14 protein-coding genes and 3 pseudogenes are annotated in these 17,673 nt (G+C 72.1%); 12 read left to right on the top strand and 5 right to left on the bottom strand.

What is annotated here, in order from left to right; all coding sequences use genetic code 11:
- Positions 1–88 precede the first annotated feature (88 nt).
- Positions 89–1,045: an AraC family transcriptional regulator gene (locus MTP10_RS24485; RefSeq protein WP_310711959.1), complete on the bottom strand. Its 957-nt coding sequence runs from the start codon at positions 1,043–1,045 to the stop codon at positions 89–91.
- 117 nt (positions 1,046–1,162) lie between these two features.
- Between MTP10_RS24485 and MTP10_RS24480 the strand changes: the two genes are divergently transcribed.
- Positions 1,163–2,083: an NAD(P)H-binding protein gene (locus tag MTP10_RS24480; protein WP_310711957.1), complete on the top strand. Its 921-nt coding sequence runs from the start codon at positions 1,163–1,165 to the stop codon at positions 2,081–2,083.
- Here MTP10_RS24480 and MTP10_RS42040 read toward each other — a convergent pair.
- Together MTP10_RS42040 and MTP10_RS24475 are read right to left on the bottom strand one after the other, a co-directional pair.
- Positions 2,061–2,282, bottom strand: a pseudogene (locus tag MTP10_RS42040) (hypothetical protein); the annotation flags it as partial. The gene MTP10_RS24480 and the pseudogene MTP10_RS42040 sit on opposite strands and share 23 nt — an antisense overlap.
- A 675-nt stretch (positions 2,283–2,957) precedes the next feature.
- Positions 2,958–6,146 carry a S8 family serine peptidase gene (locus MTP10_RS24475; protein WP_310711956.1) on the bottom strand — a complete coding sequence of 1,063 codons (3,189 nt, stop codon included), beginning with the start codon at positions 6,144–6,146 and terminating at the stop codon, positions 2,958–2,960.
- 154 nt (positions 6,147–6,300) lie between these two features.
- On the opposite strand from MTP10_RS24475, the gene MTP10_RS24470 reads away from it, so the two are divergent.
- The 4 genes and pseudogenes from MTP10_RS24470 to MTP10_RS42035 all read left to right on the top strand — a co-directional run.
- Positions 6,301–6,918, top strand: coding sequence for an RNA polymerase sigma factor (locus tag MTP10_RS24470; protein WP_310711955.1), 618 nt, complete (start codon positions 6,301–6,303; stop codon positions 6,916–6,918).
- A complete protein-coding gene (locus MTP10_RS24465) occupies positions 6,911–7,948 on the top strand; it encodes a CU044_5270 family protein (protein WP_310711954.1) in 1,038 nt (345 codons plus the stop codon). Before MTP10_RS24470 ends, MTP10_RS24465 begins: the two co-directional genes overlap by 8 nt.
- Positions 7,945–8,841, top strand: a complete 897-nt coding sequence (locus tag MTP10_RS24460) for a hypothetical protein (protein WP_310711953.1) — start codon at positions 7,945–7,947, stop codon at positions 8,839–8,841. The genes MTP10_RS24465 and MTP10_RS24460 overlap by 4 nt, the downstream gene beginning before the upstream one ends.
- A gap of 653 nt (positions 8,842–9,494) precedes the next feature.
- Positions 9,495–9,698, top strand: a pseudogene (locus MTP10_RS42035) (recombinase family protein); the annotation flags it as partial.
- A 140-nt stretch (positions 9,699–9,838) separates the two neighbouring features.
- On the opposite strand, the gene MTP10_RS24455 reads toward MTP10_RS42035, so the two are convergent.
- Positions 9,839–10,030, bottom strand: a complete 192-nt coding sequence (locus tag MTP10_RS24455; RefSeq protein ID WP_310711952.1) for a hypothetical protein — start codon at positions 10,028–10,030, stop codon at positions 9,839–9,841.
- A 182-nt stretch (positions 10,031–10,212) separates the two neighbouring features.
- Here MTP10_RS24455 and MTP10_RS24450 point away from each other — a divergent pair, with 182 nt between their 5' ends.
- The 3 genes from MTP10_RS24450 to MTP10_RS24440 all read left to right on the top strand — a co-directional run bounded on the left by MTP10_RS24450 (position 10,213) and on the right by MTP10_RS24440 (position 12,930).
- Complete coding sequence (locus tag MTP10_RS24450) at positions 10,213–11,250, top strand: acyl-CoA desaturase (RefSeq protein WP_310712129.1); 1,038 nt, start codon at positions 10,213–10,215, stop codon at positions 11,248–11,250.
- Between the two features lie 43 nt (positions 11,251–11,293).
- A complete protein-coding gene (locus MTP10_RS24445) occupies positions 11,294–12,076 on the top strand; it encodes a class I SAM-dependent methyltransferase (protein WP_310711951.1) in 783 nt (260 codons plus the stop codon).
- A 182-nt stretch (positions 12,077–12,258) separates the two neighbouring features.
- Positions 12,259–12,930 (top strand): permease prefix domain 1-containing protein, encoded by a 672-nt coding sequence (locus tag MTP10_RS24440; protein WP_310711950.1) that lies wholly within the window; start codon positions 12,259–12,261, stop codon positions 12,928–12,930.
- Positions 12,931–13,037: 107 nt separating this feature from the next.
- Here MTP10_RS24440 and MTP10_RS24435 read toward each other — a convergent pair whose 3' ends face one another.
- Positions 13,038–13,370 (bottom strand): helix-turn-helix transcriptional regulator, encoded by a 333-nt coding sequence (locus tag MTP10_RS24435; RefSeq protein ID WP_310711949.1) that lies wholly within the window; start codon positions 13,368–13,370, stop codon positions 13,038–13,040.
- Positions 13,371–13,459: 89 nt separating this feature from the next.
- Between MTP10_RS24435 and MTP10_RS24430 the strand changes: the two genes are divergently transcribed.
- The 4 genes and pseudogenes from MTP10_RS24430 to MTP10_RS24415 all read left to right on the top strand — a co-directional run.
- Positions 13,460–14,620 carry a cytochrome ubiquinol oxidase subunit I gene (locus MTP10_RS24430; RefSeq protein ID WP_310711948.1) on the top strand — a complete coding sequence of 387 codons (1,161 nt, stop codon included), beginning with the start codon at positions 13,460–13,462 and terminating at the stop codon, positions 14,618–14,620.
- A 12-nt stretch (positions 14,621–14,632) separates the two neighbouring features.
- Positions 14,633–15,397 (top strand): cytochrome d ubiquinol oxidase subunit II, encoded by a 765-nt coding sequence (locus MTP10_RS24425; RefSeq protein ID WP_310711947.1) that lies wholly within the window; start codon positions 14,633–14,635, stop codon positions 15,395–15,397.
- 6 nt (positions 15,398–15,403) lie between these two features.
- Positions 15,404–17,251 carry a thiol reductant ABC exporter subunit CydD gene (gene cydD / locus MTP10_RS24420; RefSeq protein WP_310711946.1) on the top strand — a complete coding sequence of 616 codons (1,848 nt, stop codon included), beginning with the start codon at positions 15,404–15,406 and terminating at the stop codon, positions 17,249–17,251.
- Positions 17,248–17,673 (top strand): annotated as a pseudogene (locus MTP10_RS24415) (thiol reductant ABC exporter subunit CydC); the annotation flags it as partial. The gene cydD and the pseudogene MTP10_RS24415, both read left to right, overlap by 4 nt.

The following is a 17,673-nucleotide window of genomic DNA, read 5'->3' as shown; positions in this document are numbered from 1 at the left end:
CCGCCGCACCACGCGCTCACGACGTCGCGCCGCTCACTCGCCGCACACCACGCGCCGCGGGGCGGGCGGACGTGGAACGGGCCGCGACTCAGCGACCGGGAGCGGCCTCACGGAGCGAGTCGATGGAGCTCTGGCGCCGGTACCTGCCGGGCGCGATGCCGAACTGGCGCTTGAAGGCGTTGGCGAAGGCGAACTCGGAGCCGTAGCCGACGCGGGCGGCCACCTCGCCGAGCGGGGCGTCGCCCGCGCGCAGGAACTCGGCCGCGATGGTCAGGCGCCACCAGGTCAGGTACGTCAGGGGCGGTCTGCCGGCCAGCGTGGTGAAGCGGCGGGAGAAGGCCGCGCGGGACAGGCCGGCTTCGGCGGCGAGGGTCTGGACGGTCCACGGGTGGGCGGGGTCGCGGTGGACGGCCCGCAGGGCGGCGCTGACCGCCGGGTCGGTCAGCGCCCTGGCCCAGCCGGCGCCGCTCTCCTGCGCGGGCCGCTCCTCGAACCAGGCGCGCAGGATGTAGAGCAGCAGCATGTCGAGCAGGGCGAGCACGACGGTGTCCGCGCCGAGGCGGGGGTCGCCGACCTCGTTGCCGAGCAGGTCGACGGCCGCGCGCAGCTCGGGATGGCGGCCCGGCCGGGCGGGCAGGTGGATCGTCTCGGGCAGGTCGCGCAGCAGAGGGTGGACGTGGCGGGGGTCGAGCCGGTAACCGCCGCACAGGGTCACGGTGAGGGGCCCGTCGTGCCCGGCGGAGTCGGAGACGAACAGGCCGGCGTCCTCCAGCGGGTCGCACGCGGGCTCGGCGAGCGGCGTCGACGGGCTGTCCGCGAGGCCGTACCCGTGGCCGTGGGGGAAGAACACCACATCGCCGGCCCCGAGCACGAGGGGATCGCCGGAGGGCGGGACAAGCCGGCAGGAGCCCTGCAGGATCACCTGGAAACCCGCCGATCCCGGCACCGCGGGGAAACGCTGTCCCCACGGGGCCCGCCAGGCGACGCGCGCGGAGCGGGGCCGCCCGGAGCGCATGATCGCGATCGCGTCGCTGAGCACGTCCACCCGGAGAAGCTAACACAAGACGATCACGCATGAAACGGAGACATTGCAGCATTGGTCATCCCGCCCCCTCCCCCTACGGTTGACGATCAGTAGAGATCGTCGAAAGGGAGCAGTGTGATGCCGCGACAGATACTGGTCACCGGGGCGACCGGCACGGTCGGCCGCCACGTGACCCGGCAACTGGTGGAGGCCGGAGCCGGCGTTCGCGCCCTGAGCCGGGAACCGGCCGATCTGCCGCCCGCGGTGGAGGGCGTGCGGGGGGACCTGACCGTGCCCGGCTCCCTGAGCGCCGCCGTCGAGGGCGTCGAGGCGGTGTTCCTGGTCTGGCCGTTCGCCTCGGCCGAGGGGCTGGAGCCGGTGCTGGCGATGATCGCCGAGCACGCCCGCCGGGTGGTCTACCTGTCGTCGGCGGCCGTCCGCGACCACGAACGGCAGGCCGAGCGGCTCGTCGCCGGGTCCGGGCTGCAATGGACGGTCCTGCGCCCGCACGCCTTCGCGGCCAACGCCCTGCGCTGGGCCGGGCAGATCCGTACCGGGGACGTGGTGCGCGAGCCGTACGGCCGGGCCGCCATGTCCCCGGTGCACGAACGGGACATCGCCGCAGTCGCGGTGCGGGCGCTGACCGGCGACGGGCACGACGGCGCCGTCCACGAGCTGACCGGGCCGCAGTCACTGACCCAGGCCGAGCAGGCGCGCGTCATCGGCGAGGCGATCGGCCGTCCGGTGCGCTGGGAGGAGATATCCCCGCAGGACGCGCGGCGGAGCATGCTCGCCCGCGGCTGGCCCGCCGAGGCCGTGGACGGCGTCCTGCGCGCGCAGGCCGAGATGACCGGCGGCCCTGCACCGGTCACCGCCACCGTGGAGCGGGTCACCGGGAGCGCCGCGCGCACGTTCCGCTCCTGGGCCGCCGAGCACGCCCACGCCTTCCGGGCCACCATGCGGGCCGCGCGCATCCACAGGCCTTGTAGATGCGGTTCTTGCGGAAGTTGGAGCGCAGGCGCCGCATCAGCATGGCCGAGCTCAGCCGGCCCTCGCTGATGGAGATCGCCACCTGCATCAGGTCGATCCAGTGCTTGTCGATCAGCTTCCAGTCGATGATGTTGCGGCAGTCCGGTGCCAGCACCCGTACCCGCGCCCAGGCCACCGCCGCACAGAAGGTCGGGGGTGAGGAACCAGCGGACAGCCGTTGGCGCTGAGAAGGATCTTGGCCGCAACGAGTGAGGTCGCTCTTGGTCATGAAGGTTCTTCAGCGGGTTGCCCGGTCGCGGCGCCGGCGGGCGGCGCGGATCTCAGAGTCGGCGACCTTGTCGTCGAGCAACGCGTACAGCTGGGTGGTCTCGGTGGAGGCGCCGGCGTTGATGAGTTCGGTGGCATGGGTATGACGCAGCTGGTGAATGTCGATCTCGACACCGGCGGCGCAGTAGCTCTGCCAGCGATGGTGGGCGTCGTAGGACAGGGTTCCGCCGTGGCCGTTGATGGAGGCGCGGAACAGCGGTCCGGCGGTGTCGCCTGCGCGGGTCAGGTAGAGCTTGAGCAGGGTGACGTAGCCGGCTGGTTGCGGGCGCCGTTGGCGGCCATCGCCCGGCGCCGATCGTCGGCATCCAGGTGGAAGAAGGCGCCCAGCTGGGCGATGTCAGGGACGGCGTTGAAGACGCGGCACCGACTACGTTGCTCGGCGGTGAGGAAACTGACCGGCATGGGGCCTCCAGGCATGCCAGGGCGCCCCACCTCGCGCGGCGCGGTAGGGGCGCCCTCGCATGTCAGCAGCGGTCAGGTCAGATGATCGACATGACCGATCACATGGTGAATTGTGTCAGTCTCACGCCATGTCCGGCCTCTCCAGCGTCGGCGCGGCATCAAGGCCACTATCCCCGGCGGGACGCACCCGCGGTGGCAATCCCACGGCCCGCGGTCAGTTCCTGGGTGCGATGCGGTAGGCCCGGATGACGGTCTGTTCGACGGTGTTGCCTGCGGTGTCGGTGGCCTTGGCGCGCAGGGAGACGAACCCCTCCGCAGCCGGGTGGTTCACCGTGACCTGGCCCTTGTGGATTTGGGCCGGGCTCCAGGTGGCGCCGTCGTCGAAGGAGACCTCCACGGTGAGCTCGCGCACCTCACCGGCGGTCGAGCCCTGCTGTTGTTCCACGCGGACCGGTACCCGGTAGGTTTCGCCGCTGGGTGCGGTATTACGGGCATCCAACGCGGGGGTGAAGCGAACGACGGAGACCGGCAGCGGGTGGTCGTCCTCGGTGTGCTCGGAGCGGAATGTCCAGGCGGCCGAGGTGCGGGTCGACAGGGTGGCGGGTGCGCCCCGCTCAGCCTCCACGACCAGCCGGTAGTTCGCCACGCTCAGTGGGACGCGGAACCCCCTTCCTCCCAGTTCGGATCGTTCGGCGAACAGGACGCCGTCGCGGTAGAGCGCGACACGCGCCCGAGTGGTAGCCGACCAGCCGACGTGACCGGCGCCGTCGCCGTACATGGGCACCTGCGCCCGGATCGAGTCTCCGAACCGGGTCAGCCCGCCGGGGTCCTCACCCCCCGCCAGGACGGGAGCGAAGACGCCCAGGTTCCACGATTCCCGGTAGGCGCGGCCGGGCGTGTAGCCGGTGAGGGCCGACTCGAAGGCGGTCTCACCGCTGTCGGGGCCGTCCTCCCAGAAGTAGCGGCGCCACTTCGCTCCGCCGTCGGCGTTGACGTACTCGGTGCGCACGGATGGCGTGGTGAAGGTCGTCTCGGTCAGGAGGTCGGTGATCGGGCCGCCGGGCGGCTGGGCGGCTGCGGCGGCGCGGCCCCTGCCGCCGGTCAGGTGGGCGGCATAGGTGGTGTGGATGGCCGCCAGGTCACGGCCGGCCACCTTACGGTGGAACCCGGTGACCATGCCGCCCTCGTGAAACCATGCGAGCCGGTAGACGCGGGAGCCGCCGGGGGGTGCCCACGTGCCGGTGATCTGGGTCAGTGACCCGTCGTAGGCCCGGTCGGGGCCGAGCTGCGCGGTCGTCAGGTTCTCGAACCGTTCCGAGACGAGGGGATAGGAGAGCTTCCCGTCGCTGAAGGTGACCTGCGCGCCGACGGGCGTGGCCGGCGGGTCGGGCACGGTGACCGAGATCGGCTTGCCCAGACGGGCGTCCAGGTCGAGGGTCTGGTTCTGGGCCAGGTCGAGGCCGGGGTGGATCAGCTGGGTGGTGTGGTCGCCGTCGAACAGGGTGCTCCTGATCATCCAGCCGCCCTTGGGCAGGCGGAGGGTGACGGCGCCGTCGCCGGTGTTCTGCACGGTGATCTCCTTGATGAGGCCGGAGGAGTCGGTCCGGTGCAGCGTGGTGAGGTAGTCGGCGGTCGGGCTGCCGTCGCGGCCGGTGTGTTCGAGGTTCAGCGCGTAGGTCTCCCTCTCGTTCTCCACCGCCAGCGGCGTGCTCACTCGGATGTCGCCGCCGGCGGCGACGAGGTAGCCGCCGAGGTATCCGACCGGGGCCGCCGTGGTGTCGGCGGTGACCGAGACGTCGGCCTGCCCGCCCGCGGGCACCGTCACGGACGTGGGAGTGACCGTGAACGGCTTCGCGGCGCCCTGGCTCTCCACGGACAGCTCCAGCGTCACTGCCGCGGCTCCCTGGTTGCGGTAAGTGATCTGCCGTGTGAGGGGCTTGTCGTCGTCGTGCGGCCACTGCTGCACGCCGAAGCCGACGCCGCCCGGCTCGGCAGTGACCGCCTGGGCCGTGGCCCGTCCCACGTCGACCCGGCCCGCGCCCTGGTCGAAGACGGCCACTGCGGGGTTGGGCGACGCCGATCCCATCAGCGCCGCCTTGAGCGTGCCCGGGCTCCAGTCCGGGTGCTGCCCGGCCAGGATCGCGGCAGCCCCGGCGACGTGCGGAGTGGACATCGAGGTGCCCGACATCGCGACGTAGGAGCCTTCCCCGAACGGCGCGTCCTTGGCGCGGGCGGCGACGATGTCCACCCCGGGCGCGGTGATCTCCGGCTTGAGCGCCGAGTCGGCGGCGCGCGGACCTCTGCTGGAGAAATCGGCCAGCTCGTCGGACTTGGTGACGGCCCCCACCGCCAGGGCCGCGTCGGCGCTGGCCGGCGACTCCACCGACCGCTCGTTGCCGCTGTTGCCCGCGGCCACCACGAACAGCATGCCGTAGCGCTGGGTGAGCGTCGCCACCGCCGACTCCAGCGGGTCGATCTCGGGGGTGTCGGCGCCGCCCAGGCTCAGGTTGACCACCTTCGCGCCCTGCTCGCTCGCCCACTGCATGCCCGCAAGGATCGCCGACTCCTCGCAGAGGGTCACGCAGACCTTCCCGGCCAGGATGCTGACGGCGGGCGCGACCCCCTTGTACGTCCCGCCGGAGGCGGCGCCGCTGCCGGCGATGGTGGAGGCGATGTGGGTGCCGTGCCCGTTGCGGTCGGCGGCGTCGGAGGATCCGGTGAAGTCGGCCTGCGCGCTCACCCGGCCGGCCAGGTCGGGGTGCGTGGCGTCCACGCCGGTGTCGAGCACCGCCACCTTCACCCCGGCGCCGGTGTACCCCCGCTCCCACGCGGCGGGTGCGCCGATCTGCTTGACGCTGGTGTCCAGCGTCGGCTTGCGCAGACCGTCCAGCCAGATCTTCCCCACGCCGCCGCCGGACAGGGCGTGCTCACTGCCGGCAACGCCGCTCCAGAACCGGGACCGGTCCTGCTTCGCGGTCCGTACGGCCAGGCCGGACACCGCGCTCAGCTCACGCGTCACCCGGGCGCCACCCGCCGTCATCGCCGAGCGTAACCCGCTCGCCCGTGCCGGCCCCGAGCCGGTCACGATGAGCGGCAGGTCTCCGCGGCGGTCGTCGTAGCCGAACTCGACGAGCGTCGTCACGTCGAACAGTCGCGCATCGAGCCGTCCCCGGCGCACCAGCACGGCCGCGTCGCTGGGTAACACCCGAAGCCGCCCGTCCTGCTTGTCGATGACGAAGGAGATCCCGGCACGGCCCGCGCCCCGCTCTACGAGGAAGCCGCCGTCCGGTCCGGTCAGTGTCACTCGGTCTCCGGTGATCAGGGTGACCGTGACAGGAGTGGCGGGCGGCGCGGGCTTGTCCTCGGCCATTGCCGCCCCCGGCGCGGTGAGCGCCAGCACCATGATCCCTGTAAGTAGCGCAAATCTGCTTCTCATATTCTCTTCCGGCCAGTGTCCCTTGGTCCGCCTCGAACGACGGATCACCTGTACTCCACCGGAAGCGGCGGCGACTTTCACTGGCCGTGAAAGCGGAAGGCCTCATCGGTTGAGTAGGGGTGTGACTGCCAAGATGACGGCTCCGGGCCTCGACGATCCGCCGGAGACGGTCAGCGACGAGGCTCTGGTGGAGTTGTCGCGCCGGACACCCGAACGGTTCGGGGAGATCTATGACCGGTATGTGAGCGAGATCCACGCCTACCTGGGCAGGCGGCTCGACCGGCAGGCCGCGGACGATCTCACGGCCGAGGTGTTCCTGGCCGCTTTCAGGAAACGTGAGACGTTCGATCCCCAGCGTGGCGCGGTCCGTCCCTGGCTCTACGGCTTTGCCGGCAACGTGATCGCGCTACACCGGCGCGCCGAAACCCGACGGCTGGCGGCGCTGCAGCGCAGCGCCGGCGCGGACGACGACCGCGAGCACGGCCACGAGGATCGCGTGATCGCCCGCATGGACGCCGTGAGCACACAGGGGCGGCTCGCGGCCGGACTGCGCGCGCTGTCCGACGGCGACAGAGACGTGCTGCTGTTGAGCGCATTGGCCGAGCTGAGCCATGAAGAGGTGGCCCAGGCGCTCGACATCCCGTACGGCACCGTCGGATCCCGCCTGTCTCGGGTGCGCAGGAAGCTTCGTGCCGCCCTGGGCGGCGTCAATCCCTTGTTTGGAGGCTCTGATGGATGATTACCGGGCGGTGCGGGACCTCTTGCCCGCGCCGCCGTTGTCGCCCGAGGTCGAGCGGGCCGGGCGCGAACGGCTGGCCGTCGCCTTCTCCCAGGAGCGGGTACGGCGTGGCCGCAGGGCCGCCAGGTGGAGTGCGCTGGCACTCGGCGTGGCCGGAGCCGCCGCGGCGGCGATCGTCATCACGCACATCACGCCCGCCAGCGTGCCCGCTCCTTATGGCGCGGCCGTCCAGGCGGACGGCAAGCGGTTCCTGCTGGTCGCGGCCGGCTCAGTGGCCGCCATGCCGGACGAAGGAGCATGGTGGGGCAGCACGGAGGTCCACGGCCAGCAGTTCCACGAGCCCGGCGGACGGTACGTCCTGCGTGAGAGCGAGTCGGTCGAGACCTGGATCCCCGCGGACCCCGAAGGGCGCACCTGGTACCGCCACACCCCCCAGGGGATCAAACCCGCGACGCCCCAGGACGAGACGGCCTGGGTCGCCGACGGCTCGCCGACGTCCTGGACGTATGACAAGCCCTCGGAAACCGGCCGCTCCGGTGTCGTTCGGTCCGAACCCGGTGAGCAGCGGACCTGGTCGACCGAGGACTGGGACTTCCGCATCCTCACGGCGGGCAAGCCGCTGACCAAGATGAGCGAGGTGCCCGACACCCCTGAAGGGCTGAAGGCGCTCATCGCCGCCGACGACCGCACGACCATCGACACCGCGGCACGGCTGCTGTTCTTCGCACCGGTCACGAGCGAGACCAGGGCCGCCGCGTACCGGCTGCTCGCCTCCGTGCCCGGGGTCACCGCCGTAGGGCAGATGACCGATGCGCTGGGCCGGGCCGGGCAGGCAATCGAGTACGAGTCCGGCGAGTTCGCCCCGCCGAACTACAGGGGGGCGACCAGGACCCGGCTGGTCATCGACCCCACCTCCGGCAAGCCCCTCTCCATCGAAACCCGCTCCACCGCGAACGGTCTGCTCCTGACGTACACCGCGATCCAGGACAGCCGCTGGGCGGATTCCAACCCGTTGAAGGAGAAGAAATGAGATTCACTCTTACCGTTGCCGCTGGGCTGCTGTTCGCCGGTGTGGCCGCCGCTCCTGCGTCCGCCGACGCGCCGAAGGCGGCGTACTGGCGGGTCGAGACGACCTACACCAGGACCCACCCTCGCGCGGTCGGCAGCGGCTACTACCTGACCCAGCGCAGTATCAGCACCGAGTGGCTGTCGCCAGAGGGAAAAAGCTGGAGCGGCCTCCGTGAGCTGGGAGCCAAGCCCGCGACCAAGAAGGACGAGGCGGCCTGGCGCGCCGACGGGTCGCCGACCACCTGGGCCTATCGCACGGAAGGCATGAAGATCCACCTGTCCACCCAGCCCGGAAAGGGCTCCGTGCAGGCGAGCAAGGGGCGGCCCGACGGGTTCCGATTGGGCGAGAAATACCTTACATACCAGCAACTCCAGGCGCTGCCGACGGACGCCGAGGCGCTCAGGAAGCAGCTGACCGCCGAAGTCAACACCTGGATCGACGAGGGCGCCGAAGAGGCCAAGACCTTTGCCCCGAAGGCCACGAAGAACGACTGGCTGGTCAACCTCGACCGATATGTCGCCCAGAGGGCGGCCGAGCTCCTGTACGCCAACCCCGCACCTGACAAGGTCAGGACTGCCGCCTACCAGGTCCTCAAGACCACCAAGGGCGTCAGCGACCTCGGCCGTGCCAAGGACCCGCTGGGCCGCTCCGGCCAGAAGCTCGCCCTGCCCGTCTCGTCCAGAAAGGGGTCGGTGCTCAAACAGCAGCTCCTCGTGGACACCACGGCCATGACGCTGCTGGCCGAGTACACCGACCTCACCGACGGCGGCAAAACGATGCTCGGCAAGTCCGGTGTGAAGACGTTCAAGGCCGGGTGGACGGACGACAAGCCCGCCGTTCCAGAGATCAGCTGACCCGAGCCTCGGCCGCCGCAGCCTTGACGTCGACCTCAGGGCTGCGGCCACCGAGGCCGTCGCCGAGTAGCACCTCGGGCTGCTCGACCTACATCTCGTCGAAGAGACCACCATTCGCGCCCCACAGAGGCCTTCCACTCCGCTCGGTCCGGGTGACGAGCCCCAAGCTATGCGTCATGTTGGTGACTTTCGTGTTCTCATAAATGCTCGATTGCCAGAGAAGATCACCAGAAGGCTCCGCAGGGCCGGTTGGGATTGCCGGAGAGGCTGATTTCTTCTCAGAACTCGTTCTCACATCTGAGGGTGGCCGAGGCCCCGGAACCCCGCGAACACACCGACTCCGCCCCGCTGTCCGTCATCGGCGAGGAACACACCCGTGACGCTGATGAGGTCGAGCGTCACCCGTGCCCGCGATGCACCGTCGCGGCAGGTTCGCCGTGCCGGTCACGTTCGGGCGCGGTGGCCGGCTACCACACCGGCCGCTTTCCCAAAGTGGCCCCGCTGGCCAAGCTGCTGCGGGTGCCGACCCCGGCCGACCGGAACCCGGGCCAGCCGTGGCGGCCGGGCACACCGCCGCCCGCGCCGCTCAGTGATGGGGGCCGTCGGCCGACATCCGGATCGGCTACGCCCGCTGCTCCGCGCTCACCCAGAAGTTGCAGTCGCAACTGGACGCGCTGGCCGCGCGCGGCATCGGCCGCGAGAAAATCTTGTCCGAGAAGATCTCGACCCGGGTGAAGGTGCGTCCCCAGTTCGAGGCGGCACTCGCACTGGCTCGGCAGATCAAGGCGCACGCCCCGCACTGCCGGGTCATCCTGACGGTGTATGAGATGAAGCGGCTGGGCCGTGACGCCGCCGAGCTCACCGGGCTGGCCGACCACATGACCGCGCACGGCCTGGTGCTGGAGATGCTCGCCGGGCCGCTCGCCGGCATCTACGACCCGTCCGGCCCCGGGGAACAACGGAACAGCGGTTGGCGCCAAGTGATTGATCTTGCTGGCTACTCGGCCTCGATGGGCTGGAGGACCTGGTCTTGGAGGCGCTGTCGGAGGTCGGCTTCCTCCAGCGTGAGCGGATCGTCCGGGCACCGGATGCGTACTCGGCGGGGACGCGGGATGCCGTCGACGTCCTGGAGGTCGGCGAAGTCGGCGTGCGCCGCCTCGACGGCCTCGGGGTATGCCTCCTCCATCACGGACAGAGGCTCGCATAACGCACTTTGAGAGGTTCCTTCCGGCGTTCTCGCTTCGGTGGTAGGGCTGGCACTACCGGAAGAACGGGCGACAGCGGGGGTCCGCGCACCCCCTGGCTCGCGCGATGCTGGCAAGCGATCACGCATGACCGGCTTCGTCAGCATGGGAGACAGATGTGACTGTGGTGGAGGCGTCCCGCCCGCAGCGGGGCAGCGACTTCGCGAGATTGTCGCGCCGCGTCGCGGAGGCGGGGCTGCTGGAGCGGCGGCCCGGCTCCTATGCGATTCGGATCGGACTGGTCGCGACCCTGTTCGTGGGGAGCTGGGCGGCGTTCGCCGTGGTGGGGGACTCCTGGTGGCAGATGCCGGTGGCGGTGCTGCTGGCTGTGGCCTTCGCCCAGGTCACGCTGCTGGCCCACGACCTCGCGCACGGCCAGATCTCCCGTTCGCGCCGTACCGCCAGGATCGCGGGGCTGCTGGTCGGCAACCTGGCCGTCGGCCTCAGCTACGGCTGGTGGATGGACAAGCACACCCGCCACCACGCCAACCCCAACCACGAGGACCACGATCCCGACGTCTCGCCGGACATCCTCCTCTGGTCGCGGAAGCAGGCCGAGGTCGCGCGCGGGCTGCCGCGGCTGGTCGGGCGCCGGCAGGCGTGGCTGTTCTTCCCGCTGCTCACGCTGGAGGGCGTCAACCTGAAGGTGTCGAGCTTCCGCGCGCTGCGCCGCCCGGCGCTGAAGAACCGCCTCGCCGAGGGGCTGCTGCTCGTCGCGCACGTCCTGGCCTACGCGGGTGCGCTGTTCGTGGTGCTGCCGCCGGCCAAGGCGCTCGCCTTCCTGGCCGTTCACCAGGCCTGCTACGGCGTCTACCTGGGCTGCACGTTCGCTCCCAACCACAAGGGCATGCCGGTGCTGACGGCGCAGGACGAGCTCGACTTCCTCCGCCGCCAGGTGCTGACCTCCAGGAACGTCAGCGGCGGGCGCCTCATGGACGTCGCGCTCGGCGGCCTGAACTACCAGATCGAGCATCACCTGTTCCCCGGCATGCCCAGCGCGAACCTGCGTAGGGCCCAGCCCATCGTGCGCGACTACTGCCGCTCGCTGGGCGTCGAGTACGCCGAGTGCGGGCTGTTCGCCTCCTGGGGGCAGGCCCTGCGCCATCTGCACGAGGTGGGCCGGCCGCTGCGTCACGGGGGTGGCGGAGGATCCCGGCAGGACTGAACGGCAGCCCGGCCGGGGCCGGGTTCGTCTAGGGTTCTGGTGCGTGGAGGAGTTGTTCGGCGGCGCCGCGCCGTACTACGCCAGGTATCGCCCCGCGTACGGGGAAGCGGCGATCGAGCACCTGGCCCGAGCGCTCGGCCCGGACAGCCGGGTGCTGGACCTGGGCTGCGGTCCGGGGACGATCGCGGTCCCGCTCGCCGGCCGGGTGCGAACGGTGCTCGCCGTGGACCCGGCGGAGGAGATGCTCGCGGCAGGCCGGCGCCTGGCCGCCGGCGCCCCCACCATCACGTGGCTGCGCGGCGACTCGACCACACTGCGCGCGCTGCCGCCGTTCGATCACGTGGTGATGGGCAGGTCGTTCCACTGGATGGACCGCAGGGCGGTGCTGGCGGACCTGGACGAGCTGCTGCCGCCCCGCGGCGCGGTGGCGCTGATCGGCCCGGTCAGCCGGCGGGGAGAGCCGTGGCAACCGAACGCCCAGCCGTGGCAGCCGGTCGAGCGGCGGGTATGCGCGGACTTCGGCCTCGGCATGAGCGCGGCGGCCACCTCCTTTCACGCCACCGCCGAGCCCCACCGCGATGTCCTGGCCGCCTCACCGTTCGACCACCTGGAGTCGCGGACGTTCACGCGCCGTCTGACCTGGGACGTGGACGGGCTGGTCGGACTCCAGCTCTCCTACTCCTACAGCTCGCCCGCCGCGCTCGGCGACCGGCTGCACGCCTTCGTCGAGGCGCTCCGGGAGGCGCTGCTCGCCGACAATCCGGCGGGGCGGTGGGAGCAGGAGCTGCTGACCGAGGTGCTGATCGCCAGACGGACGGGCCGCTGACCGGCCGATCCCCGGTGAGTGAACGTACCTTGATCGTCCGGCGGGGGCGAGGGGCGCAGGCCCCGCACGGGACGTCCGAGCGGAGCGGGGGCGGTGCTCGCCGGGGACCAAGGGGGCGGAGCCACGGAGGATCGGGGAAAACCCGGATGGGCCCCCGAAGAGGTGGCCCGTACACTGGGGACATGCTGATCGACGACTACGTGGCCGATCTCGGCAGGGCGCTGGCGGGACCCGCCGGCCCCAAGCGCGATCTGGTCGTCGAGGCACGTGACAGCCTGGCCGACGCGGCCGACGCTCTGGAGGCGGAGGGGATCGACCGCGCCGAGGCCGAGCGGATGGCCGTGGCGGAGTTCGGCGAGGTGGCGGAGATCGCCCCCGGCTACCAGGACGAGCTGACCGCGGCGGCGGGCCGGCGCCTGGCGGCGGTGCTGTTCCTCAGTCTGCCCGTGAGCGTGCTCATCTGGTCGATGGTCTGGCGCATCTACCCCGACTCCGGCGCCGCCTGGGAGGACCGGCCGGCCTGGTACGGGCCGATCGCGCGGGTGCTCGACTGCCTGCAGGCCGGGGGCGGCGTGTACGGCGGGTTCGCGCTGGCGGCGCTGAGCCGCGGCGGCCGGTGGATCCGGCGGCCCCGGCTCGTCACCCGCTCCCTCGGGCTGGCCGTCATGATCCTGCTTCCGCTGTGCGGCCTGCTGAGCTCGGCGCTCACCGCCGTCTCCGGCCTGCCGAGCGACTTCGACACCCTGGTGCCGGTCATGCTGGCCGAGCTGGTGACGTCGGCCTTCTGGGGCGTGCAACTGTACGGCGCCACCCGCTGCCTGCGCCTGACCCGCACGGCCCCCGCCACCGCCTGACCGGTACGGCCCGCCACCGGACGAGCCGGCGCTGAGCCGCGCGCCTCAGGACGACGCCGGCGCTCAGCCGCGCGCCTCAGTACGACGCCGGCGTTCAGCCGCGCGCCTCAGGACGATGAGGCGCCGGGCCGCAGGACGCTGCCGATGGCGCTGGTGAACTCCTGCCACGCCGACCGCTCCCCCTCCAGCCGCTTGCGCCCGGAGTCGGTGAGCCGGTAGGTGCGGCGCTTGCGACCGCCGACCGTGGCCCACTCGCTGGACAGGTAGCCGATGCGCTCCAGCCTGCGCAGCGCCGGGTACACCGTCCCCGTCGGCACGGTCAGCGCACCCCCGCTCCGCTCTTGCAGCGCCTCGATGATGGCGTAGCCGTGCAGCGGCCCGGCCTCCACCACGGACAGCAACAGAGCGTCCATGTGGCCGCGGAGCGCGTCGGGGTTCATGCCCTCGATCCTAGGCAACCATGCGTCATATAGACAGCCTACATGTAGACTCCCTACATGTAGGCTGTCTTGATAAGGAGTTGACGCGCATGGACGTGCTGGACCTGGCGCGAACGCAGTTCGCGGTGACGGGAAGCCTCCACTTCCTGTTCGTCCTGCTCACGCTCGGACTCGCACCCCTGGTGGCGATCATGCACACGCGATGGGCGCTGTCCGGCGCCCCCGAGCGCGAGCGGGCGACCAGGTTCTGGGGGCAGCTCTACGTCACCAACTACGCGGTCGGGATCGTGACCGGCCTGGTGATGGAGTTCCAGTTCGGGCTGTCCTGGGGCGGGCTGTCCCACTACGCCGGAGACGTGTTCGGCGCGCCCCTGGCCATGGAGACGCTCATCGCGTTCTTCCTGGAGTCCACGTTCCTCGGGCTGTGGATCTTCGGGTGGGGCCGCCTGCCGAAGTGGCTGCACCTGGCGTGCATCTGGGCCGTCACGGTCACCGCGTACGCCAGCGCCTACTTCATCATGGCGGCCAACTCCTTCCTCCAGAACCCCGCCGGCGCCGTCGAGCGCGGCGGCCGGATGGAGCTGGTCGACGCCGCCGCCCTCTTCACGAACAAGACCCTGGTCTTCGCCTTCCCCCATGTGATCAGCGCGGCCCTGTTCACCGCCGGCATGGTGCTGGTCGGCGCGAGCGCCTACCGGCTGCGCCGCGGCACCGAGGACGTGGCGTTCTTCACCCGCTCGATGCGGACCGGCGTCGTCACCGCGGCCATCGGCATCACGCTCACCGTCGGCTTCGGGTACGCCCAGTTCGGCGGCCTGCAGGAGGGCAAGTTCAAGGGCGACACCGCGAGCACGCCGCTCGCCCTGATGATGGAGATCGGCAACCTGCTCTTCCTCGTGGCGGTGTTCTTCATGCTGCCGCTGGTCCGCTTCCTGCCGCGCTGGCGGTGGACGCACCGCTTCCTCATGATCCTGACGCCCGTGCCGTTCGCCCTGGCCATCTGCGGCTGGCTGGCCAGGGAGATCGGCCGCCAGCCGTGGATGGTCTGGGAGAAGCTGACCGTGGCCGACGCCCTGTCCCCCGGCCTGACCCCGGGCATGATCACCGCCTCGCTCGTCGGCTTCACCGTCGTGCTCGGGCTGCTCGCCCTGACCGACTACGCGCTCATCGCCCGGCTGGTCAGGCGGGGCCCGCGCGACCTCGACCTGGGCGCCGCCGAGGAGCGGCCCGCCCCCGCGCTGAGCTACTAGGAGTCACCCCCGATGGAACTGATCTGGTTCGTCGTCTTCACGCTGCTGCTCGCCGGCTACTTCGCACTGGAGGGCTTCGACCTCGGCGTGGGGCTGCTCATGCCGGTGATCGGCCGGACCCAGGAGACCCGCGACCGCATGGTGGCCGCCATGGCGCCGTTCGTGCTGGCCAACGAGGTGTGGCTGGTGGCCGTCGCCGGCGCCCTGTTCGGCGTGTACCCGAGCCTGGAGGGCGAGGTGCTGTTCGGCCTCTACCCGATGGTGGTCGCCATGCTGCTGTCCTGGGTCGTGCGGGACGCCGGGCTGTGGTTCCGGCGCCGCATCGACGGGGCGGGCTGGCGGCGGTTCTGGGACCTGATGATCATGCTGGGGTCGCTGGGGCTGTCGTTCGGCTGGGGCGTCACGCTGTACGCCGTCGCCACGGGCTTCGGCTCCTCGCTGCTCCACCCGATCGGGCTGCTCCTGGGCGTGGTCGTGACGCTGCTGTTCGCCTGGCACGGCTGGACGTTCCTCGGCTGGCGCGCGCCCGAGACCGCCGGCATCACCCGCTCCGGGCGCGCCCTCGCCCTGTCGGGGCTCGCCGCGGCGGTGCCCGTGCTCGCCGTGCTCGCGGCCTGCCTCCCGTACCTGCTCGACCACAGCGCCCCGTCTTCTACGCTGGGTGTGATGGGTCTCATGATCCTGCCGTTCGCGCCCGTCATGGTCGGCGCGCAAGTATGGGTGTGGCGCGTCTTCCGCCCCGGGAGAGGCGCCGTCCCGGCCCCCTCGTTCTTCTGAGGACACGTGCACAAGGATCTCCTCCGGCTCATGCGGGCCGAGCAGTCGGTACGCCGCCACCTGGCCGTCACCCTGGCCGCCGCGGTCATCGCCGGCCTGCTCGTGCTGGTGCAGGCCGAGCTGCTGGCCGGAGTGCTGTCCGGCAGGTTCGCCGCCACGGCGCTGGCCGGCCTCGTCGCCATGGTCGCGCTGCGCGCCCTGCTGGCCTGGGCGCAGGGCGTCTTCGGCGGTCGCACCGCCACCGGCGTGAAGTCCGCCCTGCGGCGGCGGCTGCTGGGCCGGCTCCAGGAGCTCGGCCCGGCGCGGCTGAGCGGCCACCGCTCGGGCGAGCTGGTGACGCTCGCCGGCCGCGGCCTCGACCGGCTCGACGCCTACCTGACCGGCTACCTGCCGGCCGTGGCCGTCGCCGCGGTGGTGCCGGTGGCGGTGCTGGTCCGGCTGTTCGCCGCCGACCTGACCAGCGCGGTGATCGTGCTGGTGACGCTGCCGCTGATCCCGGTGTTCGGGGCGCTGGTGGGCATGACGACCAAGGCGGTCACCGAGCGGCAGTTCCACGCGCTGTCCCGGCTCGGCGGGCACTTCCTCGACGTGGTGCGCGGGCTGCCGACGCTGCGCGCCTTCGGCCGGGCCCGCTACCAGGCGACGGTCATCCGGCAGGTCGCCGACGCCCACCGCTCGGCGACCATGCGGACCCTGCGGGTGGCGTTCCTGTCGTCGCTCGTCCTGGAGTTGTGCGCGTCGCTGTCGCTGGCGCTGGTGGCCGTGCCGATCGGGCTGCGGCTGCTGGGCGGGTCGCTGGACCTGACGACGGCGCTGCTGGTGCTGCTGCTGGCGCCCGAGGCGTACCTGCCGCTGCGGGTCATGGGCACGCGCTTCCACGCCTCGATGGAGGGCGTGGCCGCCGCCGACGCCGCCTTCGCCGTCCTGGACCGGGCCGCCGACCCCGCCGAATCCCGAGCCGTCCCGGGTCTGACCGCGGACCCCGCCGAGTCCCGAGCCGTCCCCGACCGGACCGCCGGCCCCGCCGAGTCCCGGGACGGGGCCGCACCGCCGGGGCGCGAGGCGCCGCGGATCGAGCTCCACGACGTCACCGTGCGCTACCCCGGCCTGGACGACGCGGCCCTGTCCGGCGTCTCCCTCACCATCGAGCCGGGCGAGCGGGTCGCGCTGGTCGGCGAGAGCGGCGGCGGCAAGAGCACGCTGCTCCACCTGCTCCTCGGCTTCGTCCAGCCGTCGGAGGGCCGCGTGCTCGTGGACGGCGCCGACCTGCGCGACCTCGACCCGGGCGCGTGGCGCGACCGGCTGGCGTTCGTGCCGCAGCGCCCCCACCTGTTCGCGACGTCGGTGGCGGACAACATCCGGCTGGGAGCCCCCGACGCGTCCCAGGAGGAGGTACGGCGGGCGGCGGCGGCCGCGCGCGCCGACGAGTTCGTCGAGCGGCTGCCCGGCGGCTACGACGCCCAGGTGGGCGAGCGCGGCGCCAACCTGTCGGCCGGGCAGCGGCAGCGGGTCGCCCTGGCCCGGGCCTTCTGCCGTCCGCACGCCCCGGTGCTGCTGCTCGACGAGCCGACCGCCCGGCTCGACGGGCGCAGCGAGGCCGCGGTGGTGGCCGCGACGGCCGACCTCAGCCGGGGCCGCACGGCCGTCATCGTCGCCCACCGCCCCGCGATGATCGAGCTGGCCGATCGCGTCGTCCGCCTCCACGAGGGCCGCGTCATCGCCGACACGGCCCACCCGGACGCACCCTCCCCCGACACGGCCCACGCGGACACACCCTCCCCCGACACGTTCCCGGGCCGCGACGAGCCTGTCCGGGCCGGCGGGCGCGACCGGAGCCGCGGAGGTGACCGATGAGCGGGCGTACGGGAGTCCGGCTGATCTGGGCCGTGCTCGCCGGCGCGGGCGCCGACCTGGCCGGGCTCGGGCTGATCGCCGCCGCCGCGTGGCTCATCACCCGGGCCGCCGAGCAGCCGGAGCTGGCCGCGCTGAGCGTGGCGATCGTCGCCACCCGGGCGTTCGCCACCGGCAAGGGCGTCCTGCGCTACGCCGGGCGCCTGCCCGGCCACGACGGGGCCCTGCGCGCCCGGGCCGGCACCCGCGAGGAGCTGTACGAGGCGCTGATCCCGCCGCGCCCGCCCCGGCACGGCGGCGCCGACCTGCTGAGCCGGATGGTCGACGACACCGAGGCGGTCCAGGACCTGCTCGTGCGCGCCCTGCTCCCGGCCGCCGCCGCGGCGCTGACCGGCCTGGCCGCGGTCGTGGTCGGGCTGTTCGTG

Source organism: Nonomuraea sp. 3-1Str (genome assembly GCF_031570565.1).
Classification (GTDB): domain Bacteria; phylum Actinomycetota; class Actinomycetes; order Streptosporangiales; family Streptosporangiaceae; genus Nonomuraea.
This window is presented reverse-complemented; position numbering and strand designations above follow the sequence as displayed.